The 26,530-nt window shown below is 44.0% G+C and carries 17 protein-coding genes and 1 tRNA gene; 10 read left to right on the top strand and 8 right to left on the bottom strand.

Annotated elements, in window-relative coordinates; all coding sequences use genetic code 11:
* Position 1: 1 nt before the first annotated feature.
* Positions 2-655, top strand: a complete 654-nt coding sequence (locus D0T50_RS06290) for an ABC transporter ATP-binding protein (protein ID WP_163222661.1) — start codon at positions 2-4, stop codon at positions 653-655.
* Between the two features lie 55 nt (positions 656-710).
* On the opposite strand, the gene D0T50_RS06285 is transcribed toward D0T50_RS06290, so the two are convergent.
* The 5 genes from D0T50_RS06285 to D0T50_RS06265 form a co-directional block, all read right to left on the bottom strand.
* On the bottom strand, positions 711-1,796 hold the full coding sequence (locus D0T50_RS06285) for a hypothetical protein (protein WP_163222660.1): 1,086 nt from the start codon (positions 1,794-1,796) through the stop codon (positions 711-713).
* A 109-nt stretch (positions 1,797-1,905) separates the two neighbouring features.
* On the bottom strand, positions 1,906-2,478 hold the full coding sequence (locus D0T50_RS06280; protein ID WP_163222659.1) for a hypothetical protein: 573 nt from the start codon (positions 2,476-2,478) through the stop codon (positions 1,906-1,908).
* A gap of 204 nt (positions 2,479-2,682) precedes the next feature.
* Positions 2,683-10,137, bottom strand: a complete 7,455-nt coding sequence (locus D0T50_RS06275; protein WP_163222658.1) for an Ig domain-containing protein — start codon at positions 10,135-10,137, stop codon at positions 2,683-2,685.
* Between the two features lie 103 nt (positions 10,138-10,240).
* Positions 10,241-11,995: a helix-turn-helix domain-containing protein gene (locus tag D0T50_RS06270; RefSeq protein ID WP_163222657.1), complete on the bottom strand. Its 1,755-nt coding sequence runs from the start codon at positions 11,993-11,995 to the stop codon at positions 10,241-10,243.
* 16 nt (positions 11,996-12,011) lie between these two features.
* Complete coding sequence (locus tag D0T50_RS06265; RefSeq protein ID WP_163222656.1) at positions 12,012-12,857, bottom strand: S1 RNA-binding domain-containing protein; 846 nt, start codon at positions 12,855-12,857, stop codon at positions 12,012-12,014.
* 107 nt (positions 12,858-12,964) lie between these two features.
* Between D0T50_RS06265 and D0T50_RS06260 the strand changes: the two genes are divergently transcribed.
* From D0T50_RS06260 to D0T50_RS06250, 3 genes are all read left to right on the top strand, one after another.
* Complete coding sequence (locus D0T50_RS06260) at positions 12,965-13,684, top strand: MBL fold metallo-hydrolase (protein ID WP_163222655.1); 720 nt, start codon at positions 12,965-12,967, stop codon at positions 13,682-13,684.
* A 12-nt stretch (positions 13,685-13,696) separates the two neighbouring features.
* Positions 13,697-14,077: a VOC family protein gene (locus tag D0T50_RS06255; RefSeq protein ID WP_163222654.1), complete on the top strand. Its 381-nt coding sequence runs from the start codon at positions 13,697-13,699 to the stop codon at positions 14,075-14,077.
* Positions 14,078-14,207: 130 nt separating this feature from the next.
* Positions 14,208-16,400: a glycoside hydrolase family 9 protein gene (locus tag D0T50_RS06250; protein ID WP_163222653.1), complete on the top strand. Its 2,193-nt coding sequence runs from the start codon at positions 14,208-14,210 to the stop codon at positions 16,398-16,400.
* Between the two features lie 13 nt (positions 16,401-16,413).
* Here D0T50_RS06250 and D0T50_RS06245 read toward each other — a convergent pair whose 3' ends face one another.
* Together D0T50_RS06245 and D0T50_RS06240 are read right to left on the bottom strand one after the other, a co-directional pair.
* Positions 16,414-17,004: an FKBP-type peptidyl-prolyl cis-trans isomerase gene (locus D0T50_RS06245; RefSeq protein WP_163222652.1), complete on the bottom strand. Its 591-nt coding sequence runs from the start codon at positions 17,002-17,004 to the stop codon at positions 16,414-16,416.
* A gap of 12 nt (positions 17,005-17,016) precedes the next feature.
* Positions 17,017-18,558, bottom strand: coding sequence for a glycine--tRNA ligase (locus D0T50_RS06240; RefSeq protein WP_163222651.1), 1,542 nt, complete (start codon positions 18,556-18,558; stop codon positions 17,017-17,019).
* Positions 18,559-18,713: 155 nt separating this feature from the next.
* Between D0T50_RS06240 and D0T50_RS06235 the strand changes: the two genes are divergently transcribed.
* The 6 genes from D0T50_RS06235 (at position 18,714) to D0T50_RS06210 (ending at position 25,756) form a co-directional block, all read left to right on the top strand.
* Entirely contained in the window at positions 18,714-21,353 is a 2,640-nt protein-coding gene (locus D0T50_RS06235; RefSeq protein WP_163222650.1) for a DNA gyrase/topoisomerase IV subunit A, read from the top strand.
* A 13-nt stretch (positions 21,354-21,366) separates the two neighbouring features.
* Complete coding sequence (locus D0T50_RS06230) at positions 21,367-22,218, top strand: DUF3316 domain-containing protein (RefSeq protein WP_163222649.1); 852 nt, start codon at positions 21,367-21,369, stop codon at positions 22,216-22,218.
* Positions 22,219-22,277: 59 nt separating this feature from the next.
* On the top strand, positions 22,278-23,243 hold the full coding sequence (locus D0T50_RS06225) for a S41 family peptidase (RefSeq protein WP_239058221.1): 966 nt from the start codon (positions 22,278-22,280) through the stop codon (positions 23,241-23,243).
* A gap of 566 nt (positions 23,244-23,809) precedes the next feature.
* Positions 23,810-23,891: transfer RNA gene (locus tag D0T50_RS06220), tRNA-Leu, on the top strand.
* Positions 23,892-24,126: 235 nt separating this feature from the next.
* On the top strand, positions 24,127-25,434 hold the full coding sequence (locus tag D0T50_RS06215; RefSeq protein ID WP_163222647.1) for a hypothetical protein: 1,308 nt from the start codon (positions 24,127-24,129) through the stop codon (positions 25,432-25,434).
* A 1-nt stretch (position 25,435) separates the two neighbouring features.
* Positions 25,436-25,756, top strand: coding sequence for a hypothetical protein (locus D0T50_RS06210; RefSeq protein ID WP_163222646.1), 321 nt, complete (start codon positions 25,436-25,438; stop codon positions 25,754-25,756).
* A 219-nt stretch (positions 25,757-25,975) separates the two neighbouring features.
* Here the strand turns inward: D0T50_RS06210 and D0T50_RS06205 are convergent, their stop codons facing one another.
* Entirely contained in the window at positions 25,976-26,401 is a 426-nt protein-coding gene (locus D0T50_RS06205; protein ID WP_163222645.1) for a hypothetical protein, read from the bottom strand.
* Positions 26,402-26,530 lie beyond the last annotated feature (129 nt).

Here is a 26,530-nt window from a genome sequence, read left to right as displayed (position 1 = left end):
CATGATACAATTAACAGGAATAACCAAGAGCTTTGGCTCGCTGCAAGTGCTGAAAGGCATTGACCTTACTATTAATAAAGGAGAAATTGTGAGCATCGTAGGGCCAAGTGGCGCAGGAAAAACCACACTATTACAAATCATGGGAACACTCGACAAGCCCGATAACGGCAAGGTTTTCATTGACGGAACTAATGTGAGCAACATGAAAGAGAAAGAACTTTCTGCCTTTCGTAATACACACATTGGTTTTGTGTTTCAATTTCACCAGTTACTACCCGAGTTTACAGCAATAGAGAATGTGATGATTCCGGCGTTCATTGCTGGTGTATCGAGCAAAAAAGCACAAGAAGAAGCAAGCCGGTTATTGGAATTTATGGGAATGGCAGACCGTGCTACACATAAACCGAACGAATTATCGGGTGGCGAAAAACAACGCATTGCCGTAGCCCGCTCGCTTATAAACAATCCGGCTGTTATCCTTGCCGATGAGCCTTCGGGCAGTTTGGATACACAAAACAAAGAAGAACTGCATAAATTGTTTTTTGATCTGCGCGACCGTTTAGGACAAACCTTCGTTATTGTAACACACGATGAGGGACTGGCAAGTACCACAGACAGGACAATTCACATGATAGACGGATTAATAAAACAATAAACCCGAAGCACTTGTAGGCACCTCAGGTTTATTGGGTTATTTCATTTCATCTTGTTTATCTGCCCGATGAGCGAGTAGAAGAACCTCCGCTGCTCCGTGAGGAGGAAGAACGGGTAGAGCCCGATGAAGAGGATTTAGATCTTCTGCTTGAATTATTACGAACGCTACTGCTACTACTTTCGCTATTCTTGTTATCCGAGTTACTTCTGGAAGTTGCTGTAGTTTCCTTTTTCCTATCACTACGACTACTGTTTGTATCCGTACTACTCTTGGTAGTAGTGGTAGAGTTACTCTTTGTAGTCGTTGTTGTTCTGGTAGATTCTCTATTCGTACGTGTAGACCCTCTATCCGACTTTGTAGATTCTCTATTGTTGCTACTACTGCGACTACTATTTGTACCCGAATCATTACTACCCGATCTACGTGGTGTTAAATCCGAAGCCTTTACACTGCTTGAGCCTGTGTTTCTGTTTGAGCTCCGTGTAGTACTACTCGAAGAAGAACGCAGTGTTGTAGCTCTACTTGTAGAAGGCCTTTCCGTATTTGGACGAATATTTACCGAACTAAAGTCCGACCTGCGAGTTGCTTTGTACGAGTTACTGTTACGCGTGTACACCGGTCTTGAATAATGAGTGTGCGAATAGCGTCCTTTGTAATAACTTATGTCATTATAGTGATGGCGATAGTGTCCACCTTTATAAGAAACATAGATAGAAGGTTTGCCAAAGTAGAAATAGTTGCGGTTTGTGTACGTAATATACACTCTGAACTGCCACTTGTTACCACTTGTATAGATAGGGCGATAGAAGTAGTTGACATTCATAAACCGACGATATTGCCAATCACTCAACACATATCTGAGGTCATCGTTGCGCAAGTCGAGCAAGTAGTAATATTCATCCATAGCCCAACCGTATCCACTTACAAGTTCATCCATTACATAACGGGCAGAGCTTATAAAGTCATAATTAATCTCGTACACATCATTATATTGCATGGCGTTCAGGTTCAACTCATACGCCATCTTATCTGTGAGGAAACGGGTTTCTTTACGTACTTTATTGGTACTCATTGCTGCCACACTCGTACCGCACATGGCAGTAAATCCGATGGCTATTAGGGTTATCATTATTCGTTTCATAGCTTTACTTTTTTAATTAAACATTTGGTATTTCTTTTGTTTGATACAAAAATAGGGCGAGGAAATTCCCCACCCTAATGATTCTTACTATTATTGAATAGGGAAATCCCTATTTTCTAAAATCATCCAATCTGTTGCTTAGATAAAACTTATCGCTCTTCGGACTACGCTGCCCACCGTAAACAACATGTTTATACTTCCCACGATAAGCACTCTCACTATTTCCCTCGCGATAGTTAGCACCTTTGTACTTGCTCATTGTTTTGGGTTTTCCTTCGTAGAATTTCTTTGCATTGGTATATTTGGTGTATACTCTGTTGAACCATTTGCCTCCTTCGGTGCAGAATGGGCGATATAGATATTCGATATCGAGCAGTTTTAAGAACTTATCTTGTGGCATAATCCAGCGCAAGTCACCATTGCGAATAGCCAATAAGCGATAATATTCCCTGATGGCGTTATCGTCATTCTCTGCCAATTTATCCAATATAGGATATACTCTCACCAAAAAATCGTAATTGATATCAAAAGCATCTGCCAGCTGATTTTTATCCAAATCCAGCTCGTAAGCAATTTTGTCGGCAAGGAAGCGTGCTTCATTACGAATTTCTTTATCACTGGCAGCCATTGCTGTAGTGCCGATTAGGCTTATAGCCAGTAAAATCATCACTATCCGTTTCATAATATTTGTTTTTTGTTAATATTTAATAGTTTTTCACTTGTAACACAAATATAGTGAGAGTTTTTCGAAAAATCCAACTCGCATACGTCCTATTTTTAGAATACGCGTATAATTTTACATCAATCACCTTGCATTTTTATTTACCAAAAGCTAAAAACCCCGCACAACATTGTATGCGGGGCTAATATATACGTGTGTATCGAACTAATTAATAACTTTCACGCGGCGCGTTCCATTTACAACAATATACACACCCTTTTCGGTTATAGGTATCAACAGTTCGGCGTTTTCAGCAGTACTTTGCCAGAAAAGTAGTATTCCCTGTGCGTTGTACGCGGCAATGCTTGTGCCGACTTCGATCCCCGTAACGAGTATGCCGTCTTTCACTGCCGTGGCCTTCAGCGTGGCGTCTTCTTCGGTCGTGCCGATGCCTGTGCTGGGGTTGACGACGATGCTCATTTCGGCAATATCCGTCGAGTTGTTGTTCGTCGACTTCACTTTGAAGGTAAATCGTCCGTCTTTGGTTGGCGTTCCTCCGATTACTCCGGTTTCGGTGCTGATGCTCAGTCCGTCAGGCAGTTTTCCTTCGGCAATGCTCCAGAAGAACGGCCCCTTTCCGGTGGCTTCGAGGGTTGTTGTGTAGCTGTCGCCTACCTTCCCGTCGGGCAATTGGGCAAGTGTGATGCCTACGCGGTTCGGGTTGGGGTAGAGGGTGACGATTGTGTAGTTGTCGATGGTCTCGGTGTCTTCGATGACGTTGCCCGCTGCGTCAGTGGTGCTTACAACGGCGTATACCGATGTTTTTTCTCTGACGGTGGGCACCTTGAAGGCGGCGATGGTGCTCGTATTAATATCGAACTCGGGATCGAGAAGTTCTGCCACGGGTATTTCCTTGACGCTGGTTCCCGGGTAGAGTTCTTTTCCGGTAGGATCCGTGTAGAGGCCCACTTTCACCTTTTCATCCTCCAATGCGAATGGTGTGGAGTTGATCACCTCGAGGATGATGCTGGTTGTTTCCTCGCCGGTGGTGTTCGAACGCTCGATGATGCCCATATCTACGATGGCGGTCGACGTCATACCCTCTGCGCGGGTGATGGTTAGCACTGGGTCGGTCATAATAGCTGTACGCGCGCGGATTCCCGAGTATCTGTCGGCCGGCATCATGGCTCTCGTCATGTTTTCGGTGGCAAAGCTGGGTACGATGTCGTAATTCATGCCCGCATTTGTTGACGGTACGCTGTAATATGCAGTGATAACGTCCTGTTCTCCCGGCATGATTTCGTGCATGACGGTGGTGGTGGTTGTTCCCACCGTCACCTCGAACTGCGTGGTGGGTGCAAAGCCCTTGTTCTCGATCATGAAGTTGACCGGTACATTAGCTCCCGGCATAAGTTGTTCCTTGAGGTAGCTCACGGCCACAATTTCGATGGAGTTTGTGAACGAGATTGATTGCTCCACTATTTCTGCGCCCGAACTTTGGTTGGCGATTACTACCGCTGCCTTGAGATCGGTGTCTTTTGTTTGGCCGTCGTACGACGAGATCCAATGGTCGGCCGGTGCCGTCAACACTTCGTATGGCGCCGAGGTAAATAACTGGCCATTCCATCTGCCGAGCCTTGCCGCGAACAGTTTATCGTGAATGGTGTACTCCTCGTTCTGCTGATTGGATAGAATCATGGCGGGTTCTGTCCACAAGACGGAGATACTGTTCACTCCTACGGGGTTATCATCCACTACGAGCTGGTATCCCTGGATGTTTCTTCCCTCCAGACCGATGTAGCCTGACAGCCCGTTCTTGTATATGCCCTCATCATCAATGGCCATGAGGAAAATGTCGAGATCTCCTGCCTTTTCCGGGTTGTAGACTCCCGTCGTATCGGGCACTTCGGTGAGGAACGTGATGATGTTCTCGTTCTTGATGCGCTTAATCTGGGGGGTTCGTCCCTTTATCTTCGTCGAGTTGATGGATGCGGTAGAGTTTACCGGCATGCACAGCGTCACGATCTCTCCTTCGGCGATGGCTGCTTTGTTGGGCGATTGATTGACGGCAACCATCAGCAATGTATCATTTATGAGGACGAGCTGCGACTCGGCTAACTGGAAATTCTCATCCATGTAGGTGATCGCCTTGGGGGCGCTCCAGTTTGTACCGTTGTAGTACGACATCAGCAGCTCTCCGCGGAGGAATTGTACGGTCATGCGGTCGTTGCCGTTCACAATGTCGTTGGTGACCATTTTCCCGCTGTTCCACACAGCCACGGCTTTGTTGCCATCTGCCGAGATGGCTACCTTCGGGCTCATGTTTGCGTAGTTGTTTGTTGTCAGGGGCGTGGTGTTCCATCCTCCTCCGTTGTTGATTACTGCTACGACTTCCGTCTTGGGTGTCAATTCGTTGAGGATATCGTACGGGTCCTTGTTGCTCATCTCTTCATTGGAGACTGTTTCTCCCTGCTGCTCGAACACGACTACAGATTTGCTGGCGGCTGTTGCCACGTCGAAGTTGTAGGCGGCTGTTGTTGCGGTTGGGGTGATGCTGGTCATCGTTTTGGCTTTGTACACTTGGATTCGGTCATCGTTGAGATCGGTCGGCACTCCTATATTGGTGAATATAAAGCCGTTGTCACCGATATACCTAGGCCTGCTGTTGGCGTACACGTTCGGGACGAGTGTTGTGAGGCTTGGTGCTGCCATGCTCAGGTTGGCGGGCATGAAGCTCTTGGACATGAGTTGCGATCTTGTCATGCTTCTCGTTCCGATGGGGTTGTTGAATGGGTTCGTTTCGTCGTTGGGCACGAGATAGTCCTTCTCTATTTTGACAAGGTTCTTGTCCCACGTGTACTCAATGAATAAAAACCATGCACGTGCATATAAGTCGATGCTCGCACCCAGGTTGAACTTAAGTCCATCTCTCTGGGCGCCGGTTGCGAGCCTTTCGAGGCGGTGCGTCATAGAGGCCCATGCCGTCCCCCGCACTCCGAGGTAGGCACCTACGAACCAGGCATCGAATCCGATCTGCGCCCACGCCTTCAACGTCAGCGAGATGGTGTTATCGAAGACGATATCTACGTTGAACGTTTCCGTGGTGTTCTGCGACTTGAAGAAATCGACGCGCGTTTTCAGTGCTCCGGTCAGGGATACACCGAATTCGCCCACGGTGAACGATTTCTTGAGCGATACGCTTGCCTCTGCTCCTATGCTGATGCCTCCCGCGGTGAAGGTTATGTTCTCTAATTCACCGGTGTCGGGGTTGTAGGTACCCTTTCCTTCCACATATCCTGCGATGGACACGTCCACGCCTGCCTTCTTGGTGGTTTTGCCGTAGTTCTCATCGTGTTTGAGGCGCTGCTTCATTTCGTTGAACTTCTCTTTGAAGTTCGTGCTCGACACCTTATTAGTCTTCGTGCCCACACTTGTCGAGAAGAGGTCGATTTCGAGTGCTCCGCGCACAATCCAATCGTTCCCTTTATTCTCCACCTGTATGCAGAACGGCAGCGACTCCAGCGTGCTGATGTTAAACTCATCGAAGTTCTGCTTCGAGTCGCCCAGGTTGGTGTCCTTGCTGGCGTCTTTTGTTTCCAGCTTCTCCACGGCCGGCGGGGCAAATTTTATTTCCGGCGGCACAGGGTTCATGTTGATGAGTCCGGGTATTTGGTACACCTTTTGAGTTCCGTTGCACAAGTACACACTTGCTGCATGCTGCGGATCCGAGAAGTTGACGTCGTTCAGTTCGCCGTCTGCTATCTCCTGTTTGGCCAGGTTGCAGTAGAGGTAAATGTATGTGTTTTCGAACCACTTGTAGTGGTTCTTATCATATTTTACGGATACGGTGGGATAGAACATGGTTGCCTTCTCGCTGTTGCTGATCAGGGTGGGTGGGTTCTCGTAGTTCCAGGTGGTGGTCATTTCGAGCACCGCTGCTTGCGTGAGCACGTTCTTGTCGTTAAACACACCAGGCAGATATGGGGTATGACTGAAGACTGATATGTCCTTCATGTCTACGCTGGGGTATTTACTGCTGGGTTGGTGCAGTTGTAGCATGCTGTACATCTTGTCGCCCTTCTTCATGATTGCCCTGTTGACCTGGTTCAGGCTGTGGTAGTACTTGCCGTCCATGTATTCGGACTCGTTACCGTTGGCTGTCCTGCACCCGCTTTCTCCCAGGTAGAAATTATACTCCTCGACTTGCGGATGGTATCCGTCTGCAACGAACTCTACATAGATTCTGTACTGGTCTCTATTACTTTCGACGGCAGACCTCAGCGGTATGGTGGCGAAGCCATCCACAAACTCCGCTGTCCCCCATTGAATGAATCCGTTATATCCGTTATTAATCATGAAGTTAACGTGACCGTTCGCCTGGATGGCTTCCCCATCCTCGTTGAGCATGTGAAGCTTCAGAGTAGGAGTTTCTGTTATGAGGGACACACTTGTGTATCGTTTATTGACTGCGTACCATGTGACGCTTAGCCACTTGTTGTTGATGTCGTGCAGTGCATAATCCATCTCTGCCTCGAACTTGGTCTGCTCCACCCTGTAGAATTCATTAGGGCGTGTAACGACGTATGCATTCTTGAAGTTTTGCTGGGGATACAGCCATATCGTATCCGACTCGGATAGCATACTGACCGGCAGCGAGATTCTGCGGCCTTGAGCGAGTGCTGTCTTTTCTCTCTTCTCTCCCTTGTATTTATAGCTCATCTTTACATTGGCGGGAAGGTTTATATAGCGGTATACCTGAAATTGGCGAATGTTCTCCAGATCATCCGGTGCCTCCCACCTGTACGTGAACGTTTTTTCGGCTTTAATATTGGGGAAACTGAGCGTAAACCTGTAGTCCATGCCCGGTTTCGGGAACTTCAGATAGATCGGCCTGACACGATTGACATCAATTGTTCTGTGGAGTTCCCCACCATCCGAATAATAGATCTTCAATACGCAGGGGCCCCATTGCTCAGGATAATTCAGTCGGTCGATGACCTTGATCTGGCTCTTCATACTAAAAACATGCAATATACTGTTGGCATCCTCAAGATACATGTTATCAAGTTGCTCCTTCACTGCCTGAAGCTCTTCGGAATTATCCTTCTTCCAGTTTTCTTCGTCCATCGGGAGCGAGTTGCCATTTCCCCACATGTGGTAGGTGATATTAACCCCTTGCGTACTGTCGAAATTGGGGTTGTAAACATGTACGCGCGAGCGTGCTGTTGCTACTCCGCGTTCTCCGGGGATGTTATGACTGCGAACATAAAGGTCGCAGATGTATTTATAGTACATACCTACCGGAACAGTAGCCGCATCAGCAAATAAAGAGTACTCGATTTCGGCGTAATAGGACTCTCCTCTGTCATCCAACTTCAACCATCGGGGTGTTCCATGTATCGGATAGTCGAAAATGGTACTATACACATCCTTAAGACTGTTCGGAACTATTTGATCGGTGAAATCATTGCACGTTACACGGGATATTTTCAGTTCCATGGTGAACTGCTTGTCCAGATTCTCTATCGTAAACTTGCTTTTGATGATATCATGATCCATTTCGTCTTTGGTACGCACGACATTGGTCTCGGAATATCCTACAATTCGTGGATATACATAAGGAAGTATGTAAACCGGGCAGGAAGCAGTCAGAGTAAGCTCGTCTTGCGTGCCATTCTCTACTACCGGTATGCTGATATCGACCGTGCAGACGGGTACGAACAAATTACCCTGCGGACTCACCGCCGAGTTCCGTCTTCTGAATGTCCTGTCATCGAAAGGAATCTCCACCTCGAACTCCCCGCTGACATCGAACTTGTCGCTCAAGTTGGGAGTGAGGGTAATCGGAGCGTACTGCGGATCGGCGTGAGTGATAGTCACCAAGCTTGGCTTATTCGCCGGAATCCAACCGCTCGCGATAATGTCCTGGGTAAACTTCGCCACAATAGATTCATGGGCAAGTTTGCGCTGCGACTCGACCTTAGCCTGAAGTTCGGGCATATTCTTCACCGTGATGGTGAACGTCTTGATTAAAACATCGTTTTTCGCAGACAAGCTGTTGCTCGTACGGTAGCCAACCTCATCACTTGTGAGCGTGATGACTGCCGTACCGGTAGCTTTGGGGATTAATTCGCCACTGCTTGTTATCTCCAGAACGTTTTCATTATTACTGCTCCATGTCGCATTGAGGAATGAGCAGTTTTCCGGCAGTACTTTATGACTTAATACGGTGTGGGGCTTCTTTCCTATGAAAATTCGGTCTCGTTCGGGCAAGCCGCTCATCGAGATAGAGGTTGTGAACACTGTCGGAGCAGTGTTTTTATTCACTTTTATAGAGGTAAAGCCGTCCTGCGGAAATGCCATATCATCCGTTTCGTAGCGACGGATGCCAATCTCGGGATAAAGAGTCGTCTCTTTCGAGGTATTACCGGGAGCATTGAAGGAAACAGACAATTTGCCCGTCTCGGCATCGTAACTCGGATGATTTGCTAAGAAACTACCGCCGCCATCGAGCGTAAAGAAGATGTGGTTCAACCAATTGTTTCCGTAAATCTTCTGATACAGCTTCGCATTAAGGAAAGGAATAGATAAAGTAACCACCTCGTTTATGTCGTAGCTACTCTTATTAGTACTGACGGGCCCAAACCGCGGGAAGAAATTGAATTTTTCATGATCGACCATGTACTGATCGGGCTCGTAATCTTCTAAATTAAGGCTAACAGCCTCCTCCACTCCGCCGGCAGGGAGAATACCCGTAATAAAGTCCGGCTTATACTGTACAACAGGGTATTTGTCTTCGTTTCCTTCCTGAAAATCGGTCACAATTGCGTTCTCCGTTATCTTGTGCAGGAATACGACAGTCGTATGCGTTGTATTTGCCAACCGCGGCGACACCATGACCTGATGCAGCGAATTAGGATTGTTCATCTCCGGTGAGCCGTAGGGCAGATTATCATGATCTACATGATACTCCGTCACCGCGAGCTTCTGATCATCGGTAATCTTGGTGAATTGCGTCTCGGCACCGTTCTGATCGAGCAGATATTCGAACTTCATTAGCGTGTACTGCCCCGTCCCGTGGTTTTGCACCAGCGGACCCGATCTGTTGCCGCCTGCAATTACCTGAGGCGTGGTGATATTTACTTCCACGGGATTGGTAAACACCAGTTCCAACACCGATTGTTGGGTCTTGCTGCGCATCAGCGGCGAGAAGAAGATGTACATCGCCTCCTTGCTGCCCTTCATCTCTCCGCCAACAGGGAAATTTACGTAGAGCATCTTCGTCATTTCACCGACGGCGAAAGTAAGCACGCCGCTGTCGTCCCCCGTATTGCCAGTATGATGCTCTTGCGTAGCAACGATGGCTGCCGTTGTACTCATCGACCCGGAATTCCATTCGTAGAACACCGACACGGGATAGTTTGCCTCCGTGCCTTTGGGCCGGCTGATCGTAATGGGATAATATTTGTTCGGAGCATTTGCACCGAGCTCGGGCACGCCCATATTTATTGTGTAAATATCGGGGTTGCCGGGATCGACGGCACCGCCTGAGAAGGTAATCACATCCCCGCTTTGAGGCACGGGATTGTCTTGAGCGACAATCGGCAAGAAGCCACCCATAAAAAGAATCAAAAATAATAGGAAATACTTTCCTGCATTCGTGGTAATGGTTCGTTTCATACTTTTATATGTTTTATCAATATTGTTTCATATTGATTGTAAAAGTAAGTTATCCCATGAATTACGTGTTGCAATCCTTGAATTGCGACAATAATTCCACGATTTAGCGCGTTTCTATGTTTTTTCTGAAATCTCCGGGCGAGAGCCCCGTAATCTTTTTAAATGCCCGGTGAAATGTAGTGCGGTCGTTGAACCCCGACTCGAACGCAATGTCGCCCATTGTCTTGTCCCGAGAGGAGGTCTCTGAGATTAAGTGTATCGCTTCTTTAATGCGGTACTCGTTGATGTAGACATTGAAGTTCTTTCCCGTACTGCGATTCAGTGCAGTGGATATGTAATAGCGATTGAAACCGACCTCTCTTGCTAGTGCATCTAATGTGAGATCCACCCTCTTGTAAAGTTTCTGCATAGTCATTGCTTGTTCAATGCAGATCATAATAACGCGATCGCCCTCTTCTACCACTACAGTAGTGTCCTCAACAGCAGGCCTCTCAGTACTTCCTATGCCAGCCCAACTCTGACTGCGCCGCACCAACTCGCGATAGGCGTTACGCTGTCTGCGGTAGAAGAATAATACCATACCCAACAACGCAAGTATAATGACGAGCGCCATTGAGACCGAAATCGCAATCTGCATATAAAATCGGCTTTGTATCTTCTCTTCATTAATCTCTTTCTCATAAATACGTTGATCGGCAAACCGAAGTTGCTGTTCCACGCGCCGTAAGACGAGTCCGCTAAAGGCTTCATTTTCCTTCTTCACACTCATGAGCGTAGAATCCAGAAAAGCGTTTGACAAAGTTTTATTGCCCAGATATGTGTAATAGCGTGATAACACATCGTACAACCGACTATCTTTTTCGGGCATTTGAGTACGTATTTGGTAATCCAGCGCTATGTCAATGTACTTCTTTGCCATCACAGGGTTATTCTTCCTGAGGTAGATATCTGCTACATTAACTGCCCGCACAGAAAGAAAAGCAAAATCATTTGGTCGTGTAATTTTTTCTATAGCAGGAATCAACCAAGCCAATGCTTCATCAAGATTGTCCCTAAGATAATAGTTGTAGCCAATATTCGCCTCAACAATGCCAGTCCACACAGCACTCTGGTCTGCATCGGATGAAACTTGCTCGCGAATGCACAAAAAGCACGAATCAGAACGTTCATAGTCCTGATAACCGTTGCGATAACACAATCCAAGCCCGTTCATAGCAGAATAAACAGGACAGTAATAGTTGTATTCGCCCGCAAAAGGATCGTCGGTCACCTTACGGAAGTAAACTGCTGCGTCTTTATACTCCTTAAAAGTGTAATGCAGTCCAGCAATTTGATTATAAATGTGAGGACGAGGCGGAAAATCGCGCGTACTGACGTTCTCAAGCTCAGCGGCAGCCTCCAGATAGCAAGCGAATGCCCGTTCGTAGTCCTGAACGAATACATTATAACCTTCGGCGGCCTGATAGAGGGCGTAAATACGAATCAATGGACAACCTTTTGCCCCCGCGCGAACGGCAATGTCTTGCATCGCCTGCGTGTAATTCTCCGCATTGTAGTAATCACGCCATACGAAACCACCTTTACGGCTATCGTAGAAGCGAACGGTGTGCTGCGCAATCTCTTCGAGGAAACGCCATTCGCCACTCTTATCGAGTGAAGCAACTTCGTCCAACATCCTAACGAGTTTAACCCGCGACAACGAATCGCCGTGCAAATGAGTGCTGAGGATAGGCATATACGCATCGTGATACTCGGCATAACTGCGGCCAACGAGCTGGAGCAATGGGTTTTCATCCTTTGCGTGAAGGCCGGTAACGGCAAGTAGTACAACTATAAATATTATGTATAGGCGTTTCATGCGCGTAAACTCATCTTTATTTTGTTTTCCGAAGCACCCGGATTCCGTCCGGTTCAATCGAAATCAGTTGCTGTCGGTATAGTGCCCCTATTGCCTTCTTAAAGGTTTTTTTGCTTACGCCAAATACTTGATAAATTAAATCCGCATCACTTTTATCGTTCAGTGAGCAATAGCCTCCCCGTTCTTTCAATAAATCGTACAAGGTTTTAGAAAAATCTTCCACCCGCTCGTAACCGGCTTTCTGCAGGTTAATGTCTATCTTCCCGTCTTCGCGGATTTGTTTAATGTAAGCTTTCCGTTTCTCGCCCGGTTCTATTTCTTCGTAACACTCATTTGCGTAAACGAGTCCGGCAAATTGGTTTTCCACAATCACTTTGTAACCAAGATCTGTTCGCTGCCAAACAAGTATCTCGACTTCTTCGCCTTGTTTATATGTGGGCTGTTCTTTTGAGAGGTAACGTTCCACCTTTGCCGAAGCCACAATGCGGTAACTTTCATCGTCAAGGTGCGCATGTATCATGTATCTCCCTCCAGGCTGCATTTTTGCTTTTTGTTCGCTAAAAGGAACAAAGAGATCTTTCATCAAGCCCCAATCCATAAACGCCCCATGTTGATTTACCCATGCTACTTCGAGTAGCGCAAACTCGCCTACCTGAACATCGGGATGCAGAGTAGTGGCAATTAATCGTTCTTCACTGTCTAAGTAGAGAAACACGTCGAGTGTATCGCCAACCTTACAATCTTCGGGCACGTAACGACTGGGTAAGAGTATTTCGCCTTGCTCATCGCCATCTAAATACATACCGAAATCAACTTCTTTCACGACTTTAAGCGTATTGTACCTACCCAATTCTATACCCATAGCAATATTTATATACATTAATAGATTACAAACGTACTCATTTTCTGGGGAATTATGAAGAGATTATTCTACCAAAACCTTACTTTTGCTATCAAGAACCAATAGATATGAAGATTACTTATATATATCACAGCGGGTTTGCCATAGAAACCGAGAGCTGCATAGTACTTATTGATTATTACAAAGATACGGATACTCTGCATGGCTATGTACACGAACAGTTACTTCGTTGTAAGAAACCGCTTTACATACTTGCTTCTCACTTCCACCCCGACCACTTCAATCGCGAGGTGCTAACGTGGAAAGAAGAGAAACCAAACATCACGTATATTTTCTCAAAAGACATACTCAAGCATAAACGTGCCAAGAAGGAAGATGGTATATTTATCCAAAAAGGCGACGTTTATAGTGATGAAATGGTGAAAATAGAGGCTTTTGGGTCTACGGATATTGGAGTTTCGTTCTTAATATACCTCGAGGGTAAAAGTATATTCCACGCCGGTGATTTAAACAATTGGCACTGGAAAGACGAATCTACCCCCGAGGAGATTGTCGCTGCAGAAACCGCTTTCCTTAAAGAACTGGAAATAATAGCCAAAGTGGCTCCACAAATAGATTTAGTGATGTTTCCTATAGACGCACGCATAGGTACAGACTACATGCGAGGTGCCGAACAATTTGTAGACAGAATAAGAACCGGTGTGTTTTTGCCGATGCACTTTGGATCTGCCTACGAAGAAGCAAATGCCTTTAAGATATACGCGGAATCAAAAAATGTCCATTTCATCGACATTATACACACCGAACAAATAATAAATACCCAATAAAAAACAATGATTATGGAAGTAAAAGCAAAATTTGATCACTTCAACATCAACGTACTTGACTTGGAGAAAAGTATGAAGTTTTATGAACAAGCTATTGGTTTTAAGGAGCATCACCGCAAAGAAGCAAAGGACGGTTCTTTTACACTTGTGTACCTCACCGACGGGCAATCGCCTTTTTTACTGGAACTAACCTGGTTAAAAGATCGCAAAGAACCTTATGAACTTGGCGATAATGAAAGCCACCTATGCGTACGCGTTCCGGGCGACTATGCTGCTGTGCGCGAATATCACCGCGAGATGGGCTGTATTGCTTACGAGAACAAGGAGATGGGCCTTTATTTCATCACCGACCCGGATGATTACTGGATAGAGATTCTTCCTTTGCAAAAGTAAAGTTCATTCGGAATATAAATAAACTTCACTTTCAAGTAAAATGAGCCTCACTTTGAGTATAAGTGAGGCTCATTTTATTACTTTATATAAAAAACAACTACATTTGTAATACATAAAATCACAATCGCCCATGAACGCCTTACGCACAAAATCACTGCAACACTACTTACTGGTAGCCCTCGCCTTTCTACCCACCACCCTTTCTTCGCAAACGGAGACAGGACTGATAACAATAGATCAGTTTGGATACAGACCCACAGCCACAAAAACAGCTGTGATAAAAAAACCGGTATTGGGTTCCGACAAGGGCACTACGTTTACACCGGGTAGCACCTATCGGGTAGTCAATGCCGACACCAAGCTCGCTGTATTGGAAGGCAGCCCCGTGGTGTTCAAAGGAGGTGCTACCGACGTTGCATCGGGCGACAAAATTTGGTGGTTCGACTTCTCCGCGCTGCAAGAACCCGGTAAGTACTATGTGCTGGATGTAGAGAGAAATGTATGCTCTTACACCTTTGCCATTGCCAACGACGTATATAACCCCATACTAAAGGCTGCCGTGAAGATGTTTTTCTACCAACGGGCAGGATGCCTTAAAACAGCTTTACATGCCGGAACAGGATGGGCCGATGGTGCCAGTCACGTAGGTGCATTGCAAGACAAAAACTGCCGCTTGTACAACAAAAAAAACGATGCCAGCACCGAACGCGACCTGCACGGCGGATGGTATGATGCCGGCGACTATAACAAATACTCCGCTTGGACAGCCAACTATGTGGAAGAGATGTTGCTGGCATACATGGAGACCCCCGATGTGTGGGCCGACGACTACAACATACCCGAATCAGGCAATGGTATAGCCGACATTCTGGACGAGGCTAAGTGGGGTATGGACTGGCTACTGAGGATGCAAGAGGCAAATGGCAGCGTACTTAGTGTTGTAGGATTGGCAGATGCATCGCCACCATCGGCTGCCACAGGACAGAGCCTATATGGTCCGGCAAACACCATAGCCACCATAACCTCGGTAAAGGCCTTCGCACTAGGTGCAGTGGTTTACCGCAACATTGGGCTTACCACCTACGCCAACCAGTTGCAAGAAGCAGCTATCAAAGCATGGCAATGGGCAGAAGCCAACCCAAACGTGTTTTTTCACAACAATAGCTCAACCAATAATTCATTGGGACTTGGCGCAGGAGACCAAGAGAGCGAAGATACACATACCCGACTGGAGAACAGAGTATTGGCAGGACTGTACATGTACGAGCTAACTGGTGAGGAAAGCTACCTTGCTGTGTTCGAAGACAACTACAAGCAGTTTCCCATGTTCCTTTGGAGCAACTTTGTAGACCAATACAGAAGCCGCCAGCACCAGATGTTCCTTAGATACATCAACGCCCCCTATGCCAAAGCAACCATAATAGCGGATATCCGTACAGCACTCATCACCTCGTTCAACAAAAGTGCCGACTATTGTGGTGCGTTGGGCACAGATGGCTACCGAGCATTCATCAAAGAGTACAATTGGGGTTCTAACCAGTATAAAAGCACGTATGGAGTAACCTTCTCCACCCTTGCAAGCGTCAATCTGGAACCAGCCAAAAGCAGCGCCTACCTTACCGCTTCCGAAGACTACCTGCACTACATACATGGCGTAAATCCCTTTGGCATGGTTTACCTTACTAACATGAGTAGCTACGGTGCCTCAAAAAGCCTGACGGAAATATACCACACTTGGTTCTCTCACTTCAGCACCTCGTGGGATAAGGTGGGCACATCTGCCTACGGTCCGGCGCCGGGTTACCTAGCGGGCGGTCCCAACAGTTCTTACACCATAGATGCTTGCTGCCCAGGCAGTTGCGGTTCTACAGCCAACAACAGTTTGTGTAGTTCTGAGTCTGTACCTAAGGGCGAACCCGCTGCTAAGATGTACAAAGACTTCAACACTTCGTGGCCACTGAACTCATGGGAAATTACCGAACCATCGGGAGGGTATCAGGTAGCATACATTAGACTGCTGTCTCGCTTTGCAGCAGCAATCACGCCTACAGGTATTGAAGAGGGTAGCACCACAGAGAAGAACCGCACAAATTATGTATTCCCTAACCCTGTGAAACGCGGAGAGTTGCTTACTATCAATCTGACAACATACTACCCCACACTATCCATTAGCATGTTCGCGTTAAGTGGTGAGCAGCTGTATAATAACAAAACAGCCGGAAGTTCTGTTACGATAGAGACTTCCGACCTACAGCCCGGCACCTACATAATTACAGTGGAAGCACCGGGAAAGAGTATCAGGGAAAAGGTGAGGGTGTATTAAACGCCCCAAATGTTTATGGATACAAATCTACATCGACAAGTGTTAAATCAAGCATCAGCACAGAATAGGCAGGAATAGCTCCTGACTCCGAAGAACCATAACCGCTTCTCCAAGGAATATAGATTTCCCAGCGCTCTCCCGGTTTCATATGCTGAAGCGCTTCTACCCAGCCATTGACAACACCAGCTACCGAGAAGAGAGTAGGTGTATCATTGAAGTCCGGAGCATTTCCTTTAAAGTTAGTATCAAATACGTCCAACGATTTATACAAACTTGTGTAGTATTTCTGACCGCCAGCAGCAAACACAGCCTCATTAATCAACATGCCACGATAGAACACAGTAACTTTACTTGTTAGAAACGGAGACTGTCCTTCGTCTACACTTACTCTTTTCTTGAAATAAACATATTGACTTTGATCGCGACTGTCTCGCAAACGAAACAACTCGGGATCGGTGTCATAAGTTCGTGCCAACGAATCGATAAAGGCTTCGTTTCTTTCCCTCCAGTTGGCATATTTGTCAACCTCCGAAGTTTCTTCACAAGAAGCAAAGAAGAGTGTAAATACGAGTAATAAGGAAAATAAACCGATTAATTTATTCATAGTGGAGTCTTGTTATACTAATGATTTCAATAGACTGGTAATACTTACGCGGTCGGCAATAATATTACTCAATTCGGAGATAGCCACACGTTCTTGTTGCATGGTATCACGATTTCGCAACGTCACGCAATTGTCCTCCAATGTTTGATGGTCAACAGTTACGCAGTAAGGTGTACCAATAGCATCTTGACGACGATATCGTTTACCGATACTATCCTTTTCGTCATATTGACAATTGAACTGGAACTTAAGCGAGTCAATGATTTCGCGCGCTTTTTCAGGAAGTCCGTCTTTCTTTACTAATGGCATCACTGCAAGTTTTACCGGCGCAAGTGGAGCAGGAAGCTTCAACACTACACGCGATTCACCATTCTCTAGAGTCTCTTCACAATACGAAGCAGAAAGTATACTTAGGAACATACGGTCTACACCAATACTTGTTTCGACTACGTATGGAGTATAGGATTCGTTCAATTCGGGGTCAAAGTACTTGATGCTCTTACCCGAGAACTTTTCGTGTTGGCTCAAGTCAAAGTCGGTACGTGAGTGAATACCTTCTACTTCTTTGAAGCCAAAAGGCATTAGGAATTCTATATCAGTAGCAGCATTTGCGTAATGTGCCAATTTATCATGGTCGTGATAGCGGTAGTGATCGTCGCCAAATCCAAGCCCTTTATGCCATTTCAAGCGCATCTCTTTCCATTTGGCAAACCACTCGAGTTCAGTACCGGGGCGTACAAAGAATTGCATTTCCATCTGTTCGAACTCGCGCATACGGAAAATAAACTGACGCGCCACAATTTCATTACGGAAAGCTTTACCTATTTGTGCAATACCAAAAGGTATTTTCATGCGACCGGTTTTCTGTACATTAAGATAGTTCACAAAAATTCCTTGTGCAGTTTCAGGACGCAGGTAAATCTTCATAGCACCATCTGCTGTTGAACCCATATCGGTGGAGAACATTAGGTTGAACTGACGAACTTCAGTCCAGTTACGTGTTCCCGATACAGGGCAAGCTATCTCTTCATCAACAATAATCTGGCGAAGCTCGTCAAGATTGTTATCGTTGAGCGCTTTTGCAAAACGTTGGTGCAAAGCTTCACGCTTGCTTTGGTTTTCCAACACACGAGCATTGGTAGCGCGAAACTGAGTTTCGTCAAAGGCTTCACCAAATCGTTTGGCAGCTTTTGCCACTTCTTTATCTATTTTCTCGTCGTACTTAGCCAGTTGGTCTTCGATAAGCACATCGGCGCGATAGCGCTTTTTAGAGTCTTTATTATCAATCAATGGATCGTTGAACGCATCCACATGACCAGATGCTTTCCATATAGTGGGATGCATGAAAATGGCGGAGTCAACTCCTACAATATTTTCGTGTAACAACACCATGCTGTCCCACCAATATTTCTTTATATTGTTTTTCAGCTCTACACCCATTTGCCCATAGTCGTAAACTGCGCTCAGCCCATCGTATATTTCACTCGACTGAAAAACAAATCCATACTCTTTACTGTGCGAAACTAATTTCTTAAAAACATCTTCTTGTGCCATATATGTCTTATTGTGAGGTATTCCTGTTTTAATTAATCTGCAAAGTAAACGCTTTTTTCAATTAAATTTGTATTTTTGCCTTTACATCTTAATATATAGCCGTGAAAAAAGATGATTTGTTGTTAAAATACGCATTAAAATAGAGATTTGAAGTTATGAGTGACGTAGATGATAAGCCAGAGGGAGTTTCAGAATACAAGCCGGCGGGCAAACAAGAAGAAAATGTAAAACACCAATTGAGTGGAATGTACCAGAATTGGTTTCTGGACTACGCTTCTTACGTAATTTTAGAGCGTGCTGTTCCGCATATCATTGATGGCTTCAAGCCAGTGCAACGTCGCATCCTTCACTCTATGAAACGATTGGATGACGGAAGATACAACAAAGTAGCCAATATCGTGGGACACACGATGCAATTCCATCCCCACGGTGATGCTTCTATTGGTGACGCGTTGGTACAACTTGGGCAAAAGGACTTACTGATAGATTGCCAAGGAAACTGGGGTAATATCCTTACCGGTGATGGTGCAGCCGCACCGCGCTACATCGAAGCACGCTTATCTAAGTTCGCTCTCGAAGTGGTATTCAACAACAAAACTACCGAATGGAAATTATCTTACGATGGCAGAAACAAAGAGCCAGTCACGTTACCTGTAAAATTCCCATTACTACTAGCACAAGGCGTAGAGGGTATTGCTGTAGGACTTTCTTCGAAAATACTACCACATAATTTCAATGAACTTTGCGATGCTTCGATAAGCTATCTTAAAGGCGAAGAAATCCAGTTATATCCCGATTTTCAGACGGGTGGCTCTATTGATGTAGGTAAATACAATGACGGCGAACGTGGAGGTAGTGTAAAGATACGTGCCAAGATAGACAAGGTAGATAATAAGACATTAGCAATCCGTGAGATTCCGTACGGGAAAACAACATCCAGCGTGATTGAGTCTATACTCCGTGCTGTAGAAAAAGGAAAGATTAAAGTACGCAAAGTAGATGACAATACTTCTGCCGAAGTAGAAATCCTGGTACATCTGGCTCCGGGTGTTTCGTCAGATAAAACCATTGACGCGCTTTATGCATTTACCGACTGCGAAGTAAGCATCTCGCCTAATTGCTGTATCATTGATGATCAGAAACCTCATTTCCTTAAAATCAGTGATGTACTTAAACGATCAACCGACAGCACCTTGCAACTACTCCGCAGTGAACTGGAAATACAAAAAGCAGAGATAGAAGAAGCACTTCACTTTTCGTCACTTGAAAAAATATTCATCGAAGAACGTATCTACAAAGATAAACAGTTTGAAGAGGCAAAGAATATGGATGCTGCTTGCGAACACATCGACGAGCGACTAACCCCCTACTACCCTACTTTTATTCGCGAGGTAACTAAAGAAGATATTTTGCGACTGATGGAAATTAAGATGGGGCGTATCTTGAAATTCAATTCCGAAAAAGCAGACGAGGCTATTGCGCGCATGAAAGGAGAGATAGAACAAATAGAGCATCACCTGGCAAATATTGTAAAATATACCATTAAGTGGTTTACCAATCTGAAAAATAAATATGGTAAAGACTTTCCACGCAGAACAGAACTTCGCAACTTCGACACCATTGAAGCTGCAAAGGTTGTAGAAGCCAATGAAAAGCTCTATATCAATCGCAAAGAAGGATTCATAGGAACTTCTCTCAAAAAAGACGAATTCATCGACAACTGTTCCGATCTGGACGATGTAATTATCTTCTATCAAGATGGCAAATATGTCATTACCGGTGTTGCCGAAAAGAGGTTTGTAGGCAAGAACATTTTACATATTAGTATATTCAAGAAGAACGACAGTCGCACCATTTATAATGTAGCCTATAAGGATGGCGAAGGAGGAGCACACTATGTTAAGCGATTCTCTGTAACGTCGATGATACGCGACCGTGAATATGATGTTACACAAGGCAAAAAAGGCTCGCGAATTTCTTACTTCTCTGCCAATCCCAACGGTGAGGCGGAAATTATTAAAGTGACGCTGAAGCCTATTCCGCGTTTACGTCAGATATTCCTGGAGAAAGACTTTGCTAAAGTGCCCATTAAGGGAAGAAATTCAAGAGGTAACACCCTCACAAGAAACGAAGTACACAAAATAACGCTAAAACAGCGAGGAGGCTCTACGCTGGGTGGTCGTAAAGTGTGGTTTGACCGGGATGTGTTCCGCCTCAACTATGATGGGCGCGGCGACTACTTAGGAGAGTTCAACACAAGCGACAGTATCTTAGTAATCGATAACAATGGTGATTTCTACACCACTAATTTCGAGTTGAGTAACCATTATGACAGTTCGCTGCGTATTATCGAAAAATACAATTCGAATAAAGTATGGACTGCTGCGCTTTATGATGCTGATCAGAAGAAGCTTCCGTATCTTAAGCGATTTGTATTGGATGCCACTTCCCGCAAGAACAATTACATTGGCGAAAACAAAAACAGCAAACTTATTTGTCTGACAGAAGTGTATTACCCACGTTTTGAAGTGATATTCGGTGGTAATGATAGCTTCCGCGAACCATTGATTATTGACGCCGACGAATTTACTCCAATAAGAAGCTTCAAGGCAAAGGGCAAGCGCATGACTACCTTTAAGGTAAAGGCCATCAACGAACTCGAACCTATCCGTTTCCCTGAGGTACCCAAAGAAACAACACCTCCTGAAGATGAACCGGAAATCTTAGATCCCGATGACGGCAAGAGCGACAATGACATTATTGACGAGATTACCGGACAAATGCGATTGTTCTAAACGCCTATAGTATATGAAACTGTACATAGCAACGGTTGGATTCTTTTTCCTCTCTTGGGTAGTTCCAACTACGCTATATGCGCAGGCTATTACTTCAAGTACAGATTATCAGATTCGCACCAAATCTTACGGAATTGGCTATGCCAGTGTGTTCGACACATACCTTTCCCCGCAAGAGTACAAAGGTATAGACTTTCGTATGATGAGCGAAACGATGCGAATGACGAAACTATTCGATGGAAATGTTTCGCTACAAAGCCTTTTTCAGGCAAATGTTGGCTATACGCACAACCGTGCAGACAACAACAACACTTTCTCGGGGCTATTTAATTGGAACTATGGGCTGCATTATCAGTTTCGTGTAACAAACAACTTCAAGATACTAACCGGAGGATTGGGCGATTTCAATGGAGGGTTTGTTTATAACCTACACAATTCCAACAACCCTGCCTCTGTGCGAGCTTATATCAATCTGGATGCTTCGGTTATGCTTATTTGGCACTTAAAGATAAAGAAAAAGCCTATCACGCTACGCTATCAAGCCAATTCGCCCGTTGCCGGATTTATGTTTTCACCCCATTACGGACAGTCGTACTATGAGATATTTACGCTAGGCAATACCGATGGTATTATTCGCTTTGTTTCCTTACATAATCAACCATCCATCCGTCAGCTACTCTCTGCCGACATTCCATTGGGAAACTCCACATTGCGATTTAGCTATTTGTGGGATGTGCAGCAATCAAGCATCAATCATATCAGAACACACACCTATAGCCATACTTTCATGGTAGGTTTTGTGAAAGAGTTGTATCGCATTCGTCGTAAAAACAACTTGCTTCCCACACCATCTTCTGTTTATTGAGTGCTATGAGAAGGTTTTGTCACATATCACTTGCTTGCGCCTTGCTATACCTTATTAATATGTCGGGCTGCATCGGCGAAACAGAATTTCCAAATACGCCCCAAGGTAACTTCGAACAACTATGGAAAATCATTGATGAACGCTACTGCTTTCATGGAAGAAGAGAGGTAGACTGGAATGAAATCTACGAAAAATACCAAGCAATAATAACTCCCAACATGTATAAGTCCGACCTCTTTTACCGATTCAGCGATATGCTTAATGAGCTACAAGACGGACATGTCAATCTTTACGGGTATGACAACCAATCTAGTTGCTGGGATTGGTATAGCAACTATCCCAGTAATTTTAATGAAATGCTGATACGAAAATATATGGGAAGTGGGGTGCGCTCATTAGGAGACATCTCGTACGCTATTCTGGAAGGCAATATTGGCTATATCTACGTAGGAAGCTTTGCTTATGATGTAGAAACCAAGGAGCTAGATGCTATGTTCCATATTCTACAACGCTGTAAGGGGATTATTGTGGATGTGCGCAACAATGGCGGAGGTTCAATCAGTATAGACAGACGACTTGCAGCGCGTTTTGCCAACAGAAAAACGCTAACCGGATATCTGCGTCACAAAACCGGCAAAGGGCACAATGATTTCTCCAGCCCTACTGCTATATACATTGAGCCAAGCAAAAACGTACGGTTCGAGGAGAAGGTAGTTGTACTTACCAACCGCAAAACCTATAGTGCCGCCAACGACTTTGTAAACAACATGAGATGCCTACCACAAGTAACTACTGTAGGCGGAATAACTGGTGGCGGATCAGGACTCCCCTTCACTTCCGAGCTCCCCAACGGTTGGTCGGTTCGTTTTTCGGCAAGTCCCCACTATGGTCTAAACATGGAATGTATTGAAGATGGTATAGAGCCGGATGTACTTATCAATCTGTTGGGTGGCGATGAAAGTAAGGGAATTGATACACTTATAGAAAAAGCTATTTTATTACTTTCAACACCGACTCCCAATTAGCAAGATATCCTCCTGGTTTTCAATTTTCACGAAATAGGTCTTCACATTCACATATCACTGTAATTAGATGATTGTAAACGAGTTACGCGTGAAGGCCCCCTCTTTTATCCTTCACAGGGTCTTCACAACCAATTTCTGACTGTTTTTGTGTTAAGAAAACAGTCAGAAACTAATCGGAAAACAGTCAGATGTGATACAGAAAACAGTCGCAAAAAACATTACTTAAAGGCAACGTTTTATTTAAATGCATTTGTCGGCTATAATCACACAAAGGCTGCGCATAACTCAATGCTTTATGACGATAACTCCTGAAGTTGTCGTCATAAAGCATTGAGTTATATCCATAAAGCGTTGAGTTATATCTATATGTTTATAGAAAAAAATCACGAAAAGAAGAAGCTGAAAGAGCTATTGTACCCAATAATACTGAAAAAAACAGAGAGTGTCTCATTGGCAAAAACAGAACCTCCATAAAGCTTTCATTGTTTTTCAACTTACTTTATCTCAAAATTAATTTGTCGGATAAGAAAAACTTTCTATCTTTGCATCGCTATAGAAAAAACCACGCGGCTGTGGTGTAATTGGTAGCCACGCCAGACTTAGGATCTGGTGCCGAGAGGCGTGGGGGTTCGAGTCCCTTCAGCCGCACAAAGACGTTATTTTGAAAGTTCAAGGTAACGTCTTTCTTTCCCAAAATTGAGCTATTATGTAGCTGATTTACAAGGAGTTGTAAATTGCAACGCAAACTTTTAGAGGTTACTCATTTGCGGCTATATAATCAGCATGGGTTGAAACTGTTAGTTATTTTGTGCAGTCATTTTGTGCAGTCGTTTTGTGCAGTTTCAACTAAGATTCCATTTTTTTTATTTTAATTCCTATAAAAATGGAACACATCAAACTTTCTTTTTCTTTTAAAGACAGTCGTTTTTCTTTATGTGCGACACTCAAAGGAACTTCTACAAGATGTTACAAAGAAGTTCAAGGTCTAACCAATCCTAATTGGAGCAGCTGGGAGAAGAAGCTACAATGCTTCAACGAACCCACCGAGCAAGCAATACAGAACAACAATGTATTGCAGTTAATGAAAGAACACTATCAACGATTGATTGATACGTGCAAGCCAACAACCCCAAAAGAGTTATTTAGTGACAGCCTCAACGAAACAGCCGCTAAGGTTGAGGCTAAATGTACTGAAAGGGTGCTAACTTTTGGAGAGTACCTTAATGTTTTGATTGAAGAGCTAAAGAACTCTAAAGACGGTTTACCGTCCACTAACTACCGGCTATACATTACCTTGCTGAATAAGTTAAAAAGCGAGGGAAGTATTATCAATGTTCCTATTGCGAGTATTTCGGATGAACATTTTGAAGCATTTGGCTCGTATATCAACGACAAATTGAACGGTGTTAATTACGTGCCGTTAATGAAACGCTTTAAGACTACAACCCGATACTACAACGAAACTCTAAAAAAGGATATGCCACGCATTAAATTAACCTACCCATATATGAGAAGTATAAAGGGTTCGTTTCAAGCACACGAAAGAGCCAAACAAAAAAAATTGTGTGCTGCTTTATCTATGAAAGAGTATCAACGGTTTGTTGATTTAGATTTATCTTTAATTGCGTGGGCTGGAAGTAACTCAACGTATTATAAAGAACTATATCGTGACTTTTGTATTTTCATGTATGAGATGATGATACGCCCTTGTGATGTTGTTGTTTTGAAAAAGAAAGATATTGTAATAGATAATGGAGAAAGATGTATTCTATATATTCCGATAAAGAAGAAGAACTATAAAGGCGACAAGTTAGAAAATGCAGTTGTAAACGTTCCAATAACTAAAACGGCACAATCAATAATCAACAAGTATGCTGGTAAATCTACTAAAGGCTATATATTCCCCTTTGCTATCAATCAAAGAGACTGGCAAATGGATGATGTAGATAGCTTCAATAAATGGTATCTACGCAAACAACGATTGATTGAGAAAATAGACAATTTTTTATCTAAGGTTCAAGACGTAATTAAGCCACAAGAAATAGACAAGCTGACTACCTACGTATTTAGACGCTCTACATTTACGCATAAAGTTAACGCCAAAGGAACGAATATTATCGAATTAGCCAAACACGGTGGCACGTCCGTAAAGATGTTAGAAAAACATTATTATAACGCAAATAAGAAGTAATATGAAAATTGAAACGATTATAGAAAGCTCTTTTAAGGGCGTTTTTGCTGATATTGAAGATGTATCGGTGTTCTGTTTGGTTGAGCATGAAGCAAGCTACAATGAACCTCTAATAGAATTTATAATTGATATGGAAGTAAAGTACAACAAGCCCGTGAAGGTGTACGGTGTAGATGACTATATAGACGAACTGGAGGCATACCCACTATTTAAGAAGCTGTTTGTAGACACTGTATGCCTTTTAATGGATTATAACTATGTATTAAATGTTTGGGATGATGTTGATGATGATTGTAAAAAAGAGTTGTTGCAAGAACTCTAACCGAAAGGCTTTATAGGTAAATAATAGATACGCCTCTTTACTGTTTGAGCAAGGAGGCGTTTTATTTGCGTTTTAAGACACTTTCTTTTTTTAACTGGGAAAGCTACCCTTTTATAGAGAAAGTGCCTAATTTCCGAAACAGTGAAGCTAAAAGCTGTTGTTAAAATAATTCATTGCTTGTTGCTTGCTTCTTGTGCATTTTGCCACGCAGATAGGGTTCTATGTATCTTGTTGTAGCCTGTTCTTAATTATGCTTTTTCCTACAATACGGTTTAATGCGGTTTCGGCTGATATTATTTGTTTAGTCTTTTTTTTACGTCCTGTTATTATTGTACGCTCTTGTTTCTTTGCTTTATTAATTAGTGAACGGTACTCTTTTACGTTAAATTGGTATGTAGCGCACTCTCCGTATTTATTTGATATTTCGGATATAATTTTAAGTGTACACAGTTTGTCTATAGCTGATACCACCGTATTAGGAGAAAAGCCTAAAAATGACTTTATGTAATTTTGCTGTAGTGTGAATTTTGGCTCTTCTTTTTGACTTGATGATGATTTTATTTTCTCTCTAATGTGATGTATTAGTTGCAGGGTCGTGTATTCCTGTGCTGTTAGGACTGATAGTAATATGATGTCGTTATTCATTAATTTTTTATTTTTATGTTGCTATCATTTAGTAGTAACATTGGTTTGTGTTTATGTTTGATGTTGCTATCATTTAGTAGTAACATTTGAGGGCTTTTTTGCCGTTTTCCGTATAGATATGATGTCTCT

The organism is Bacteroides sp. 214 (genome assembly GCF_010501015.1).
Lineage (GTDB): Bacteria > Bacteroidota > Bacteroidia > Bacteroidales > Bacteroidaceae > Bacteroides.
Note: the sequence above shows the minus strand (reverse complement) of the source record. Positions and strands in the feature narration are given on the sequence as shown.

Excerpts from the sequence above, each read along its gene's own strand:
- D0T50_RS06270 (WP_163222657.1), bottom strand. The coding sequence starts at position 11,995 with ATGAAACGCCTATACATAATATTTATAGTTGTACTACTTGCCGTTACC.
- D0T50_RS06235 (WP_163222650.1), top strand. The coding sequence starts at position 18,714 with ATGAGTGACGTAGATGATAAGCCAGAGGGAGTTTCAGAATACAAGCCG.
- D0T50_RS06230 (WP_163222649.1), top strand. The coding sequence starts at position 21,367 with ATGAAACTGTACATAGCAACGGTTGGATTCTTTTTCCTCTCTTGGGTA.
- D0T50_RS06250 (WP_163222653.1), top strand. The coding sequence starts at position 14,208 with ATGAACGCCTTACGCACAAAATCACTGCAACACTACTTACTGGTAGCC.
- D0T50_RS06275 (WP_163222658.1), bottom strand. The coding sequence starts at position 10,137 with ATGAAACGAACCATTACCACGAATGCAGGAAAGTATTTCCTATTATTT.
- D0T50_RS06255 (WP_163222654.1), top strand. The coding sequence starts at position 13,697 with ATGGAAGTAAAAGCAAAATTTGATCACTTCAACATCAACGTACTTGAC.
- D0T50_RS06210 (WP_163222646.1), top strand. The coding sequence starts at position 25,436 with ATGAAAATTGAAACGATTATAGAAAGCTCTTTTAAGGGCGTTTTTGCT.
- D0T50_RS06260 (WP_163222655.1), top strand. The coding sequence starts at position 12,965 with ATGAAGATTACTTATATATATCACAGCGGGTTTGCCATAGAAACCGAG.
- D0T50_RS06240 (WP_163222651.1), bottom strand. The coding sequence starts at position 18,558 with ATGGCACAAGAAGATGTTTTTAAGAAATTAGTTTCGCACAGTAAAGAG.
- D0T50_RS06280 (WP_163222659.1), bottom strand. The coding sequence starts at position 2,478 with ATGAAACGGATAGTGATGATTTTACTGGCTATAAGCCTAATCGGCACT.
- D0T50_RS06265 (WP_163222656.1), bottom strand. The coding sequence starts at position 12,857 with ATGGGTATAGAATTGGGTAGGTACAATACGCTTAAAGTCGTGAAAGAA.
- D0T50_RS06245 (WP_163222652.1), bottom strand. The coding sequence starts at position 17,004 with ATGAATAAATTAATCGGTTTATTTTCCTTATTACTCGTATTTACACTC.
- D0T50_RS06225 (WP_239058221.1), top strand. The coding sequence starts at position 22,278 with ATGTCGGGCTGCATCGGCGAAACAGAATTTCCAAATACGCCCCAAGGT.
- D0T50_RS06290 (WP_163222661.1), top strand. The coding sequence starts at position 2 with ATGATACAATTAACAGGAATAACCAAGAGCTTTGGCTCGCTGCAAGTG.
- D0T50_RS06205 (WP_163222645.1), bottom strand. The coding sequence starts at position 26,401 with ATGAATAACGACATCATATTACTATCAGTCCTAACAGCACAGGAATAC.
- D0T50_RS06215 (WP_163222647.1), top strand. The coding sequence starts at position 24,127 with ATGGAACACATCAAACTTTCTTTTTCTTTTAAAGACAGTCGTTTTTCT.
- D0T50_RS06285 (WP_163222660.1), bottom strand. The coding sequence starts at position 1,796 with ATGAAACGAATAATGATAACCCTAATAGCCATCGGATTTACTGCCATG.